This window comes from Amorphus sp. MBR-141 (assembly GCF_053628695.1).
Genome location: NZ_JBRJGW010000019.1, coordinates 16,460 through 28,856, shown reverse-complemented (window position 1 = coordinate 28,856; position 12,397 = coordinate 16,460). Strand labels below are relative to the sequence as shown.

Here is a 12,397-nt window from a genome sequence, read left to right as displayed (position 1 = left end):
GGTCAGGAGGCCTCGTCCTCAGCAGCGGATGTGGTCTTTCCGGAGCGCTTCCGAAGCGGCTTCAAGGTGGTCTCGACGGTCTCGGGTTCAGCCGCATCCCCGGCATTCGGCGCCGGCTTCAGCGAGCCGGCGATCACCTCGGCCCGCGCCTGGTGTTCGGTGAGCTCGATCGTCTCGCCCTTCGTCACCGATCGGCCGGCCACCTGTGGCCCGGCGTTCTCCGTCACAATCCAGCGCTTTGCGTCCATCGCTTTGCCTCCTAATCCACGGCGCGAACGCGCGAGGACCCCTGGACGATTGGCCAGAGGCCGGTCGACGAGCCGCTTCCGACGTTGACCAGGTCGCCGATCCGGGCCACGGGCTTGCCGCCGTCCGCTCCGAGCTGAATGTCTTCGCTCTCGACGATGACCGTCGGCGACGACACGCGGGCCTGGTCGCCTCGAAAGGTCAGCCGGGTGTCACCGAACGTCAGGACCGCTTCGTCGCCCGCGCTCGAGGGCGGGGCGTGATCGTCGTCGTAGGTTCCCCAGACCGCCTCACTGCCATCGCCGATCGTTCCGGAGGGGCTGAGCAGGGTCATCTGTTCGTGGTCCGCCGGCACCGCGTGAACCTTGAAGGTCCCGGCGCCGGGTTCTTGCCAGCGCACCGGCGGCGACAGGATGTCCTCGCCGTCGTCGTTCCGCCCGAGCACGAGACGCACGGTGCGCTTGGCGAGGTCCTGCGAACCCGGCTGCACTTTGCCCGTCAGCACGGACCGTGCGAGCCGGCCCTCGGCCTGGTGGACCTTGCGATGAAGCGTGCGAAGCTCGGAGGCGACGAGCGAGCGGGTGGTGCCGGAGCGCATCATGCGTCGTCACCTTCTGAAATCATCGCGCGGACCTCGGGTGGGAGATCGAAGTCTTCCTCGAACCGGACGCCGGGCAGCGCTTCGTCGGTTGCGGGGGTCGGCCCGTCCATGATCGCCGCGCCCAGGTCGACGATCGACTGGCGCCAGGTCACCGCGTAGTAGGCCGTGCCGGCCTCGGCATCCTTGGCCGTGAACAGTGGCTTGAACTCCGGCTCCGGATCGAGCAGCGGCAGCGTCACGCCTTCCAGCCCCCAGGCGGCGAGGTCGGAATCGGAAAGAATATTGAGCAGGCGGCCGCCGATCGCGTGGGCGACGACGTCTCGGGCGATGCGCCGCTTCGCCGCGCGATCCACGTAATCCTCGACGACGACATAGGCCGCGAACGACACCGACAGCAGGTAGGTGCCGACGATCTGCCGGTCCCGCTTGATCGAGGACCAGCCGACCGCGACACCAGGCGCCCGCACGACGCTGCGCTTCACCACGTCGGCGATGTCGAGCTTCCCGGGATGGCCGGTGACTGTCACATCGGGCATGAGGTCGGCGAACGTCCGTACCGCTGCCGCCGTCACCGGTTCGATCCGGGTCTCCTGGATCATGTCGAGAAGGCTTTGCGGTTCCATCATCGGGCCAGGCCCCAGATGTCCGTCACCAGTGCGATGATCTCCTCTTCGTTCTCGGCCGAGATCCCGACGAAGGGACGCGCCGGAATGGTGACCTTCTTCGGTGTCACGAATCTCGATCCGAGAAAGAAGGCGAGCCGGTCGCCCTTGACCGGCACGATCTCCATGCCGTCCTGGTGGACATGCGCGAACTCCCAGCTCGCACCCCATTCGGCGACATCGGATGAGGCCGACGAGGCGACGGAGTCCAGCAGGTTCCGGCCGGTCTCGTGCAGGATCGACGAGCCTTTCCAGTTCGGCGGCCAGGGCGTCCCGTCGGGTGCGGTCTTCTCGTCGGTGATCCGACGGCGGGTCTGGCTTTCGCCGAGTGCGGCGATGTCCTCCATCATGCCGGCAGGCTCGAAGTCGAGGATCGGCTTCAGACGGACAAGCGCCTCGTCGATTTCGCTGGCGTGGAGCGTGAGGGAGACCGACACGTCAGAAGCCCCATGTCCGGTCGCGGGTGAAGATGCGCTCCGGCGCGTCGATCAGCACCTCGTTGGGAGATGCCGCCTCATTGGCGGTCTCGTCGCTGCCCTCCGAGCCGGAGAACGTCAGCGCGGCCTTGCCGGCGGCGATCGCCTCCAGCCGCTTGATGGCGGACTTGTAGCGCTCCTCGATCCGCTCGTTGGACCGGGAGAACGAGAGCGCGACCCGGTAGAGCGCGATGTCAATCGCGTAGATCTTGAGGGTCTCGCGGCTGTCGCCGTCGATGCGGCCGAGTTCGTCCGCCGAATACCGCGCCTTGAGGATCGCCCGGATCTCGGCGCCGGCGTCGGCGATCGCCAGTTCGATACGGACATCGTCGCGCACGCCGGTCTGCTCATCGGCGGCAAGCGTGATGAGCTCGGCCGGGTGGCGGGCGTCGAGATCGGCAAGGGTGACGAACGGGATCATCCGGCCCCTCCGGCCGCGCGGCTTCCCCAGAACACCATTTCCTGCAGGCGCCGCTGCGCGAGCTTGGCGTCGGCCTTGACCGGGAGCTCGTCCAGGAGATCCCAGAGGCTCTCTGCGGCATAGGTGAGGCCGTAGACTGCGAAGGCGGCGCTATCGCCCTCTGCGGGCGGCACCGCCGGGAGCAGCGCGGAAAAGGGATTTTCGCCCGCCATGCCTAGGCCTCCATTCCGGCCAGGCGCGAGCGCAGGAGGTAGCCCTCCAGCGACCAGATCTTATTGCGGGCATTGTCGCGCGCGATCTTGCGGCCGAGCTCGGCGTCGAAGTTCTCGGAGCTCGCGGCCGCGCTCTCCCCGGTGACGTGATAGCCATTGCGCAGGGTGAGCGCGCAGATCGTCAGCGTCGTGCCCGGGAAGACATGGAACGCCTCGGCCACGATCTGCTCGTCTATGTGGCGAGGCGAGAGCCGCGGCGCGGTCAGGCCCTTCGCCTGGCTCTCAGCTTCGAATTCGGCCTCGTTCCGGCTCATCTTCATCTCCTGGCGAGCGGACAAGTGGCTGGACGACTCCCGAAGTGGGCGCCGCACCGATAAGCGCGACGCCCGGCTTCGCGGGAGGAGATCGTGCGGGTGGCGGGCTGAACCCCATGTCGGCCGGCTGGCCTCAATCCTCCGAAAGCCCGTCTGGCGCGGAAGATGCCGGGTGCCTCGCGAGCAGTACCGGACCACCCTCTGGGTATTCTGGTTGCGGAGGCCGGGATCGAACCGGCGACCTCCGGGTTATGAGCCAAGTGAAGGCCATTTTTGGCACAATTTTCCAACAGGCATCAATCATTATGCCGATGTAATATCACATCTTTATTGGCATAGAGCGCTTGGTTATTGTTGGGGGTTTTTGATTTTCACTGTGCCAAAAGTGTGCCAAAAAATTCGTCGAAGCGCGTTGCGCCCGATACCGCGAGGACGCCCATGGCCACGATACAGAAGCGTGAAGGAAAGAGAGGGCCATCCTATCGGGTTATGGTCCGGATGAAGGGCTTTCCAGATCAGGTCCGAACCTTCAAGCGGCTAACCGATGCCAAGCAATGGGCTCAGGAAACCGAAAGCGGCATTCGCAAAGGCGAATTCAAGAACGTCGTTCGGACGGCAGCGGCGAAAACGCTGCAGGACGTGATCGACCGGTTCCGTGCCGAGATCTTCGTTCATCGCGCGGAGAGCACCAAGCGGGCCGAAGCCTCGTTCCTGAACTATTGGGAGCGGGAGCTCGGGCAATATTCTCTCGCCTACATCACGTCGGATCTGGTGAGCGAGAAAATGCGCGCACTCGCCGCTGCTGGCGATACGCGGCGCAGGCCGAAGGAAGGCAACAAGGCTCGGAAACCACAGAAGCCAAAGAGCCCGAAAACGCTGAAGCACTACCGGGATGAACTCGCCCTGCTCTTCAAATACGCCATCCAGTGGGGCTGGACGGCCTCCAGCCCGCTCGACGGTGTGAACAAAATCACAAAGATCAGAAACGAGCGGACGCGCTATCTGGACGATGACGAGCGGGCCGTACTGCTCAAGGCCTGTCAGGAGAGCGATAATCTGCAGCTTTATCCGGTCGTGCTGCTTGCGGTCAGCACCGGTGCGCGCCGCAGCGAGATTCTCGGCCTGAAACTGGCCGACGTGAATCTGGAGCGCGGGACCGCTATCCTGCGTAATACGAAAAATGGTGACACCCGCGTCGCGTACATCGTTCCTCAGATCCTGCCGGCTATCCTTGATCAGGTTGCCTATGCCAAGGCCCTCTATGGCAAGCTGCCCGAACCGCCGGAGACGGAATGGCTGTTCCCTCGTCGAGACGGCCGGGGGCCGATCGACATACGCAAGGCATGGGAGAGCGCGCGCGAAGCCGCGGGACTGGCGGACTTCCGCTTCCACGATCTTCGACACAGCACGGCCAGCTATCTGGCCATGAACGGCGCGAGCCTTGTCGAAATAGCGGAAGTGCTCGGACACCGGACGCTTCAGATGGTCCGCCGTTATGCCCACCTTTCCGACAGTCACATCAAGGATGTGGTCGGACGAATGAATAACCGTTATCTCGGCCCTTCCGAACCCAGCCGGCCGGACAGCTGATCGTCGTTGCGCCGGCCGATTGGTTCGATCCGCATTCGGCTGGCCTGCCAGGATCAGGGAACGGCTACAATCATCCCGCCTCTGCGAAGACGTCAGCATAGATCGCCTCGATCTGCCGGGCCTCTTCGTCGGTGAGCGCGGCGAATTCCTTCTCGCGGGCGCGGTTCGAGAGCATGCCGGCGTTTTGCTTCAGGAAGCGGAAGAGCAGATCGACCATGCGCTCGGGCATGTCGATCATTGCGTCAATCCGGGCGCGGAATGTGTCGTAGCGGCGCAGGAAGTCCGTCTCGTAGGGCAGATCGTGCTCGATCGTCTGGCGGACGCACTCGTAGAGGAATTCCGCGTGCGGGGTCGCGTCGAAGAAGCGGTAGAAATCGCCGGTGTCGTTGAGCACCCGAACGTTGAACTGCTCCGTCGGCTCCCAGCGGATTAGCGGCAGCAGCCGCTCCGAGTAGCTCTCCAGCGTCTCGCGGTACCGTTCGATGCGATCGAGAATGACCGCGGAGACTGGAAAGACCAGGCCCGGCGGGTTGTACCCCCGTTCGGCAAGGACATGGTGGATGAGGTAACGGTGCAGGCGCCCGTTGCCGTCCTCGAATGGATGAACGTAGACGAAGCCGAACGCCAGTATCGCCGCCGCGATGACGGCGTCCATCTGGCGGGCGGGGCCGCGGTCGTAAGCCGTCATGCCGTCGATGAGCATCGACAGGTCTTCGGCGCGCGCGCTGATGTGCTCGGGCAGCGGCATGCGGGTCTCGCGATCATGCTCGCCGACGAAGCCGCCTTCCCGACGCAGGCCGAGATGGACAAAGCGGCTATCGCCAATGACGATGCGCTGCAGGCGCAGAAGCTCGTCGCGGTCAAGCTGCGTGCGGCCGGCTTCTCCGATGGCCCGGCCCCAGCGCTGGATGCGATCCTGGGGCGGGCGCTCGCCTTCGATCGCGTAGCTCGACTTCGAATCCTTCAGAAGCAGGAATGCTGCCGTCCGCGCGAGGATGTCGCGCGGGACGTCCGCGACGATGTCCTTTGCCTTGCGGGCCAGGTCGAGCGCAACGAATTCCTCAAGCGCCTTGGTGCGAAAGACCAGCGGGCAGAATTCCGGCGTGCCGGGCAGGTTGTCCTTGACCCGGTAGCGCGGAGCGGTCCGTTCTTCGGTGCCCCACTGCAATTCGGGATCGAGGACCGGGACGTAGCGTCCGGTCTTCGCATCCGGCAGGTCGAGCTGTTCACCTGTCAACCATTCGTAGAGGAACCAGATGCGCCGGGCATAGCTTCCGGTCGGCTTGCCGCGCACGATCGCCTCGATCGGCGCGGGTCCTGTTCTTTGGAACAGGCGCTTGAGCGTGGCGAGATCGAGCCCTTCATATTTGAGGGCGAAGGTCAGGTGACCTTCCAGCGTCGCTTCGGGCGCGTGTCGCGGCGTCGTCAGCCGCCAACCGTTCTTTTCGATGATACGATGATGGGTGCCGATCGCCGAGAGCGTCCGCGGCAGCGGCACGTTCAGCCCATAGGTATCGATCAGGGCGCTATAGCCCGCAGGCGTAGCCGGCTCGGCGAGCCTCCTTTCCTGAAAAACGGTTATGGGGCCTGAAAATTGGGTCTGGTCTGCTGCTGACATGAGATCTGTGCATTTTTCTTTTGTTTCGGTTCCAGCACAGGCTGTCTGTGAATTTTGATACTAACACATGAAATATGATACTGGAAGTAGAGATTTATGAAATTTAGCGATGGCGCGACTCGATCCAGTCAGATGAAACGCTACCGCCCACGGAAGGCTACAGGCGTCTTGCGGCCTGCCTCTGAGTGCTCCCGATCGCCGTTGCCGGTGCTCCCCGTGATTGCGGATCGTGTTTGTTCTGGATTTCGGGACGGCAGTTGGCGGAGGTTGGCCCGAAGCAAAATGTCATTCTGTCGTGTTCACGACGAATCGTGGTGTCTTCTCCGCTTCACCCTGGCTGACCTGCTGCCGGCTGTGGTCATTCAGCCAAACTGGCGTCAGCTCGGTCGCCTGCGGGCGAGCATGTCCGGATGACGTCCGTTCCCCATAGACGATCTGGTAGCAACGTAATCACCCATGTTGCCGCAAATTTCCAGAAATCGAGCCTCGAGCACACACGTGCATCTGCACCTGTGGGATGAGGCACGTCGAGCCGATAGACAACTACGTTTCCAGGGACGGCACGATCGAACGCCAACGAAGCGCGCGTCATGTGGCAACTGGATGTGATAAGGGCGACTTCTTTGATTTCCGGCCTTTGCGCAAGCCAGCAGGATGTTTCGACTGCGTTCTCCAATGTTGTGTTGGCATCGGGAGCTAGGACAATGCGGCCCGCGCTCTCGGCGGCTTGTAGTCTCTGCGAGAGATGGAACTGGTTGGCGAACGTCTCCGGATTTAGCCCTGCGCCACGGTTAACTCCAGAGATGAAAAGCCGATCGACCGCGCCGGTCTCCATCAAATGCAGACCGAAGCGAATCCGATCGTATTGCCCCGTGAATACGACCGCCGTGTGAGGAGGAGACAATTGATTTGTCGTGGAATGGGAGCGCTCACGGTATTCACTCAGCAGAAATTCGCCAAAGAACAAGGTGGCCCCAATGAGAATACAGCAGAACAGAAAAAAATGCTTCATGTGCGCCGCCAAAACCAAATTACCGTTCTCGGGTTGAGAAATAGGGTTTTCTTAAATTATTGCGGATTGAGAGTCCGTCTCGAAACTGGATTGGGAGGTGGATAGCCGGGGCCCGAATGTGATTCCAAGCGGTTGTCGAAGCCAGCTTGGAGAACGTCATGTGGACCCCGACTACCCGGCGGCACCATAATCGCAGGCGCCTTCGCTATGGAAGTGACCTGACGGACGCGGAATGGGCGATCGTCGAGCCGTATCTTCCGCGGCCAAGCCACACCGGCAGGCCACGGCGCTGGCCGATGCGCGAGATCGTCAACGCGATCTTCTACGTCCTGCGCTCGGGCTGCCCATGGCACATGGTGCCGGACTGTTTCCCGCCGGCGAGCACAGTCTATCGCTGGTTCATGCGGCTACGCGACGAGGGCATCTTCAAGACGATGAACCACGACCTGATGATGCGCGATCGTGAGCGAACGGGCCGTGAAGCGAGCCCTTCGGCGGCCGTAATCGATAGCCAGAGCGTCAAGACGACGGAGGCCGGGGGGCCTCGCGGCTACGACGCCGGCAAGAAGATCAAGGGACGCAAACGGCACGCCATGGTCGACACCGACGGCCGTCCACTCGTGCTGCAGGCCCACACCGCTGCGGTGCAGGATCGCGATGGCGCGGTGCCCCTGCTGAAGGCTTCGCGGAAGTCTTTCCCGTTCGTCGAGCGTGCCTTCGCAGACAGCGCCTACAGCAGCGCCCGCGTCGCCGAAGCGACCTCCATCACCATTGAGATCGTGCGCAAACATCCCGAGCAGGTCGGCTTTGCGGTCCACCCGCGGCGCTGGGTCGTGGAACGCCTGTTCGCCTGGCTCAACCGAAACCGCCGCCTCGCCAAGGACTTTGAGGCGTCCATCGCCTCGGCCGAGGCCTTCCTTCACACCGCCTCCGTCATGCTCCTCGCACGGCGGATGGCACGGGCGCCATGAGTTTCGAGACCGACTCTGAGATTGCCACTAGAATAGTGGGCTCCTTCCCCGCGCACCGTCAGCGCCTGTCTCAGGATGACCGGGCGCGCTGAGGCGATGAACTTCTCCAGCTGTCATCAGCTTCTCAACCGTGCCCGCTGGGATTTCCGCGCCATCGCACGTCGCCTGCCCGTCAGGTTACCTTTGCCGTCGGCTCAAGCATCCAACCGGGATTTGATACAATCGGTCCTTCGCCGATGCCGGTAAACTGAGCCGGCAAAACACCGCGCCGCCCCTCGCGACGGTTTCATGAATGATAACCCAACATCCGGCCCAGGGATGCCAAGGGTAAAGAAGCTCGCGAACCTCCATCGTCGGTCTTCCAACGTCGTGTTTACAACGAGGAGCGCCCGCATGAGGCCATCGGTAACACGGCCCAATTGCTTGATGAATACCGGTGCCGCGGCCCATCGTCATGTGAAGCCCGGAAACTTCCCCCTCGGGCGGTCCAGCAAATGGTAGCGGATAAAGTAGCCCAAGGATTTCTTTTGCCCTGCAAGGAAAATAAGTTCGGGCATAGGTCAGCCGATGATGGATCCTTCCTACGTAGACATGACCGCGCGTGAAAAGGAGGAGGGAAGTCGCGAGCCTACCGATTCTGACGGTTGTTGCCTCAATCGGTCCAAGTTGTCGAGGGCCGGAATTGCGGTGGCCGTGGCGGGCCGCCGGATTCGGATGGAGATGACTTGGAACGCGGCGTGCGGCCGGATGGGCGACCGGCGCTTGTAGCCTTGCGCGGCTTTCGCCCGTTCCCGGTTTGAGGTGGCTCGTTGAGAGGTCGCACCAACAGCGCGCAGGAGAAGGCGAACGCCGCCTGAACCGCGAGTGTCCGGAGCGGATAGTCGACCAGGGAATGAAGGAGTAGGATCAGCACCGAGATTGCTGCGGCGCGCACCAGCTTGAGATCCAGCGACGTGTCCTCGGTTGAGGGGGCGCGCAATGCCCACCGGGCGTGGCGCAGAAACCACCAAAGAAACGCGAGGACGAGCATGACCGCCGGGAGGCCGGCTTCGAGCACTAGCTCCAGCCAGTCGTTGTGAGCATGGTTGACGAATGCACCGGCGATGAGGGTCTCGGGTCGGTCGAACCAACCGTAGACGGTCTGGAAGGTGCCCAGTCCGGAGCCCGCGGGAAACATCGCTCCCGCGCCAGCCTCGGTGACATGCCAGATCTGCGGCCGGATGGTCGCACCAAGCTTCGAGGCAAACGCATGGAACACTCCGGCAAGCGCGTAGTTCGCGACCAACACCAGAGCGATCAGACCGACCAGGGCGAGCAGCCACTTTCCGGCCGTGCGCGATGTGCGCGTTTTCTTCAGGTCGATGAGCAAGATGCTCGCGGCGAAAGCAAAAACGGAAAGGAGAAAGCCGGCCCGGGAGAAAGACAGGGTGATGCCGAGAATCAGGAGCACCGCGACGAGCCCCGCGATCAGAGAGCGGACACGCCAGCCTTGCCCGCCCGTCTCGGCGAGGGAGATGGCCCAGGCAAGGGCGAAGGGAACAGCCGCGCAAAGCAACGCCGCGTAGTGGTTGCGATTGGCAAAAAAACCGACAGATGAGGTCGGATTGGTGATTTCGTAGAAGCGAAGCGGACTCTGACCGCCCTGAACCACCTGGAGCAGTCCGAGCAGAACGCTGCCGGCGGCGACCGCCACAAAGCCGAGGCTCAACAACCGCCGCTGCGGGAGGTCGATCGTCAGCATCGCAAGGAAGAGAGCAGCGGCGGGGAGGGTCGATACGAAGGCCCGCACGGTGGCTTCCGGCACGAGCGACAGGGGCCACCAAGGCAGCTCCTGGCCGAGGAGACTGTAGGTGGCGGCCAGTTTCTCCCGGCCGGGGAGCAGCATCCAAACGTCGGGCGGCAATGGCACGACCTGCAAAAGAGGCAGGAGCAGGATGGCGGCGAGAATCGCAAGTGTAAGAGAGGCGTGGCGACAGTGCGGCGCTGCAGCTGCCCGCATGATGGCCCACCCCAGGAGCGGCAGGCTCACGAGCTCGACGACTGCATCGGAAGCCTGACCTGGAAGCGTCCCGCCGCCCAGCACAAGAGCGAGACAAAATACGCCGCTTGCCAATACAAAGAACGCGGTCGCTTTATGGAAGCGACAAATCACAGCTGACGACCTCAGGATCATCGACTTCCCTTGACTAACGCGACCGTCGTGCAGGATGCCATACTCGAGACCAAGATCCGGGGCAGCCACGGCACCGCGGTCGACTTCAGGGGAATACCTAGCGGCATCGGCTGAGATGCGGGCGCCAGGCCCCATGTGGAATTGGAAATCGGTCCCAGGATCGGTACAAGTTACATAGGCCGAATTTCGGCGAAACTCGTCATAGAAACAAAGCGCCGGCAGATCCCACTGGCGCTACTCGCAGAATTCCGAAGGGCGGGCGTCGGGGCGTTAGAGACGGACTCGAAACTCATGACGCCCGTGCCATCCGTTGTGCGAGGAGCATGACGGAGGCGGCGTGAAGGAAGGCTTTTGCCGAGGCGATGGACGCCTCAAAGTCCTTCGCAAGGCGGCGGTTTCGGTTGAGCCAGGCGAACAGGCGCTCCACGACCCAGCGCCGCGGGTGGACGGCAAAGCCGACCTGCTCTGGATGTTTGCGCACGATTTCAATGGTGATGGAGGCCGCTTCGGCGACGCGGTCACCGCTGTAGGCACTGTCTGCGAAGGCATGCGCGACGAACGGGAAGGACTTTCTGGAGGCTTTCAGCAGAGGCACCGCTCCATTGCGATCCTGGGTTGCGGCGGCGTGGGCCTGCAGCACCAGCGGGCGCCCGTGGGTATCGACCATGGCGTGCCGTTTGCGGCCCTTGATCTTCTTGCCGGCATCATAACCGCGAGGGCCGCCCGCCTCCGTCGTCTTCACGCTCTGGCTGTCGATCACGGCTGCGGAGGGGCTCGCTTCACGGCCCGTTCGCTCACGATCGCGCGTGATCAGGTGGTGGTTCATCGTCTCGAAGACGCCATCGTCGCGTAGCCGGATGAACCAGCGATAGACCGGACCGTGCTCGCCGGCGGGAAACAGTCCGGCACCATGTGCCACGGGCAGCCTGAGCGCAGCACATAGAAGATCGCGCTGACGATCTCGCGCATCGGCCTGCCGGTGTGGCTTGGCCGCGGAAGATACGGCTCGACGATCGCCCATTCCGCGTCCGTCAGATCACTTCCGTAGCGAAGGCGCCTGCGATTATGTTGCCGCCGGGTAGTCGGGGTCCACATGACGTTCTCCAAGCTGGCTTCGACAACCGCTTGGATCACATCCGGGCCCCGGCTATCCACTGATCTCACCTGTTTCGAGACGGCCTCCTAGGGACTGACCGGCTCGTCATTATTGTTGTTTGAGACTACTGCGGCGGTAACCCCGACGATGGCGGCAGTCGCACCGATACCAACGGCGGCGAGGGCACCGGTCGAAACGCCCAAACTTGCCGCTGTGGAGCCTAGTACACCGCCACCAGCCGCACCAATTCCGCCTGCGCCGGCACCACCGCCAGCTGCGCCCGCACCTCCACCTGCGCCGGTACCTGTACCTCCGCCTGCGTTCGCGCCGCCCGCCGACTGAGCGAAGGTGCGGACCCCAGATTGGACAGTCAGGCAGCCACATCCGCTAACCGAGGAGGCGTCGACGATGGCCGGAGCCGCAATTTCCTCACTGGGAAACGGACCAGACCGCAGAGTTGCCTTGGCCCCATCGGTCACGATCACGCGGTCGCCGATCTTCAGGGTCACGTCGGATCGAACTGGCGTGAAGCCTTCCGCGGCGGACGCGAGTACTCGGCCTTCGATGCCGGAGAGGTCGCCAATCGGATCATCCGCGTCGTTGGGCAAAGACGTCGCGAATACGCAGGTGCCCTGTTGCACTAGGGCCTCGCAGGCATTAGCAGCCAACGCCGCGTTGCCACCCGCCGCAACTGGTCCCAAAAGTAAAAATGAACACGCCGTCAAAAATTTCATCGCTCGCTCCTCGGAGGATGCCTCTGAGCATTCATAAAAGCCAGGGAATTGAATATCAATTCTGGGTTGCCGGTTCAAGCATGATCTACTGCCCCCTTGGCGAGCACCTACCCAGACAATCTAGAGGATTCTGGACCGTCTTGCTGGCTGAGCATCTCTTTCGATAGAGTTGAATTCCTAACAAATCTTGAAGGACTGGGCATTCCGAAGATGATGGGACGATCATATGAGAGACAGATTTAATCTCAGCAGAGAGCAGCCAACGGCGCTT

The 12,397-nt window shown here is 62.8% G+C and carries 13 protein-coding genes and 1 pseudogene; 2 read left to right on the top strand and 12 right to left on the bottom strand.

The genetic code is table 11. The annotated features are described in order from the left end of the window. Positions 1-2 precede the first annotated feature (2 nt). The 7 genes from ACSSVZ_RS21455 to ACSSVZ_RS21425 are packed head-to-tail and all read right to left on the bottom strand — an operon-like array spanning position 3 to position 2,932. Positions 3-248, bottom strand: coding sequence for a hypothetical protein (locus ACSSVZ_RS21455; RefSeq protein ID WP_453972792.1), 246 nt, complete (start codon positions 246-248; stop codon positions 3-5). 11 nt (positions 249-259) lie between these two features. Beyond that, positions 260-847, bottom strand: coding sequence for a phage baseplate protein (locus ACSSVZ_RS21450; RefSeq protein ID WP_453972791.1), 588 nt, complete (start codon positions 845-847; stop codon positions 260-262). After that, entirely contained in the window at positions 844-1,473 is a 630-nt protein-coding gene (locus ACSSVZ_RS21445) for a hypothetical protein (RefSeq protein WP_453972790.1), read from the bottom strand. The genes ACSSVZ_RS21450 and ACSSVZ_RS21445 overlap by 4 nt, the downstream gene beginning before the upstream one ends. Further along, positions 1,470-1,946, bottom strand: a complete 477-nt coding sequence (locus ACSSVZ_RS21440) for a phage virion morphogenesis protein (RefSeq protein ID WP_453972789.1) — start codon at positions 1,944-1,946, stop codon at positions 1,470-1,472. The genes ACSSVZ_RS21445 and ACSSVZ_RS21440 overlap by 4 nt, the downstream gene beginning before the upstream one ends. Position 1,947: 1 nt before the next feature. Continuing rightward, positions 1,948-2,406 (bottom strand): gp436 family protein, encoded by a 459-nt coding sequence (locus tag ACSSVZ_RS21435; RefSeq protein WP_453972788.1) that lies wholly within the window; start codon positions 2,404-2,406, stop codon positions 1,948-1,950. Next, entirely contained in the window at positions 2,403-2,618 is a 216-nt protein-coding gene (locus tag ACSSVZ_RS21430) for a hypothetical protein (RefSeq protein ID WP_453972787.1), read from the bottom strand. The genes ACSSVZ_RS21435 and ACSSVZ_RS21430 overlap by 4 nt, the downstream gene beginning before the upstream one ends. 2 nt (positions 2,619-2,620) lie before the next feature. After that, a complete protein-coding gene (locus ACSSVZ_RS21425; protein WP_453972786.1) occupies positions 2,621-2,932 on the bottom strand; it encodes a Gp49 family protein in 312 nt (103 codons plus the stop codon). 438 nt (positions 2,933-3,370) lie between these two features. Between ACSSVZ_RS21425 and ACSSVZ_RS21420 the strand changes: the two genes are divergently transcribed. Further along, positions 3,371-4,522: a tyrosine-type recombinase/integrase gene (locus ACSSVZ_RS21420; RefSeq protein WP_453972785.1), complete on the top strand. Its 1,152-nt coding sequence runs from the start codon at positions 3,371-3,373 to the stop codon at positions 4,520-4,522. Between the two features lie 70 nt (positions 4,523-4,592). On the opposite strand, the gene ACSSVZ_RS21415 is transcribed toward ACSSVZ_RS21420, so the two are convergent. Continuing rightward, entirely contained in the window at positions 4,593-6,140 is a 1,548-nt protein-coding gene (locus tag ACSSVZ_RS21415; protein WP_453972784.1) for a Fic family protein, read from the bottom strand. Positions 6,141-6,498: 358 nt separating this feature from the next. Continuing rightward, positions 6,499-7,152, bottom strand: a complete 654-nt coding sequence (locus ACSSVZ_RS21410; protein ID WP_453972783.1) for a YdcF family protein — start codon at positions 7,150-7,152, stop codon at positions 6,499-6,501. Positions 7,153-7,310: 158 nt separating this feature from the next. Between ACSSVZ_RS21410 and ACSSVZ_RS21405 the strand changes: the two genes are divergently transcribed. Beyond that, positions 7,311-8,123 (top strand): IS5 family transposase, encoded by an 813-nt coding sequence (locus ACSSVZ_RS21405; protein ID WP_453972898.1) that lies wholly within the window; start codon positions 7,311-7,313, stop codon positions 8,121-8,123. A 652-nt stretch (positions 8,124-8,775) separates the two neighbouring features. Here the strand turns inward: ACSSVZ_RS21405 and ACSSVZ_RS21400 are convergent. The 3 genes and pseudogenes from ACSSVZ_RS21400 to ACSSVZ_RS21390 form a co-directional block, all read right to left on the bottom strand. Further along, on the bottom strand, positions 8,776-10,296 hold the full coding sequence (locus tag ACSSVZ_RS21400; protein WP_453972782.1) for an O-antigen ligase family protein: 1,521 nt from the start codon (positions 10,294-10,296) through the stop codon (positions 8,776-8,778). 289 nt (positions 10,297-10,585) lie between these two features. Further along, a pseudogene (locus ACSSVZ_RS21395) lies at positions 10,586-11,391 on the bottom strand (IS5 family transposase). A gap of 87 nt (positions 11,392-11,478) precedes the next feature. After that, positions 11,479-12,126 carry a hypothetical protein gene (locus ACSSVZ_RS21390; RefSeq protein WP_453972781.1) on the bottom strand — a complete coding sequence of 216 codons (648 nt, stop codon included), beginning with the start codon at positions 12,124-12,126 and terminating at the stop codon, positions 11,479-11,481. Positions 12,127-12,397 lie beyond the last annotated feature (271 nt).

Bases quoted from the DNA above. Each gene is read 5' to 3' on its own strand.
- ACSSVZ_RS21455 (WP_453972792.1), bottom strand. From the start codon at position 248: ATGGACGCAAAGCGCTGGATTGTGACGGAGAACGCCGGGCCACAGGTG.
- ACSSVZ_RS21450 (WP_453972791.1), bottom strand. From the start codon at position 847: ATGATGCGCTCCGGCACCACCCGCTCGCTCGTCGCCTCCGAGCTTCGC.
- ACSSVZ_RS21445 (WP_453972790.1), bottom strand. From the start codon at position 1,473: ATGATGGAACCGCAAAGCCTTCTCGACATGATCCAGGAGACCCGGATC.
- ACSSVZ_RS21435 (WP_453972788.1), bottom strand. From the start codon at position 2,406: ATGATCCCGTTCGTCACCCTTGCCGATCTCGACGCCCGCCACCCGGCC.
- ACSSVZ_RS21430 (WP_453972787.1), bottom strand. From the start codon at position 2,618: ATGGCGGGCGAAAATCCCTTTTCCGCGCTGCTCCCGGCGGTGCCGCCC.
- ACSSVZ_RS21425 (WP_453972786.1), bottom strand. From the start codon at position 2,932: ATGAGCCGGAACGAGGCCGAATTCGAAGCTGAGAGCCAGGCGAAGGGC.
- ACSSVZ_RS21420 (WP_453972785.1), top strand. From the start codon at position 3,371: ATGGCCACGATACAGAAGCGTGAAGGAAAGAGAGGGCCATCCTATCGG.
- ACSSVZ_RS21415 (WP_453972784.1), bottom strand. From the start codon at position 6,140: ATGTCAGCAGCAGACCAGACCCAATTTTCAGGCCCCATAACCGTTTTT.
- ACSSVZ_RS21410 (WP_453972783.1), bottom strand. From the start codon at position 7,152: ATGAAGCATTTTTTTCTGTTCTGCTGTATTCTCATTGGGGCCACCTTG.
- ACSSVZ_RS21405 (WP_453972898.1), top strand. From the start codon at position 7,311: ATGTGGACCCCGACTACCCGGCGGCACCATAATCGCAGGCGCCTTCGC.
- ACSSVZ_RS21400 (WP_453972782.1), bottom strand. From the start codon at position 10,296: ATGATCCTGAGGTCGTCAGCTGTGATTTGTCGCTTCCATAAAGCGACC.
- ACSSVZ_RS21390 (WP_453972781.1), bottom strand. From the start codon at position 12,126: ATGAAATTTTTGACGGCGTGTTCATTTTTACTTTTGGGACCAGTTGCG.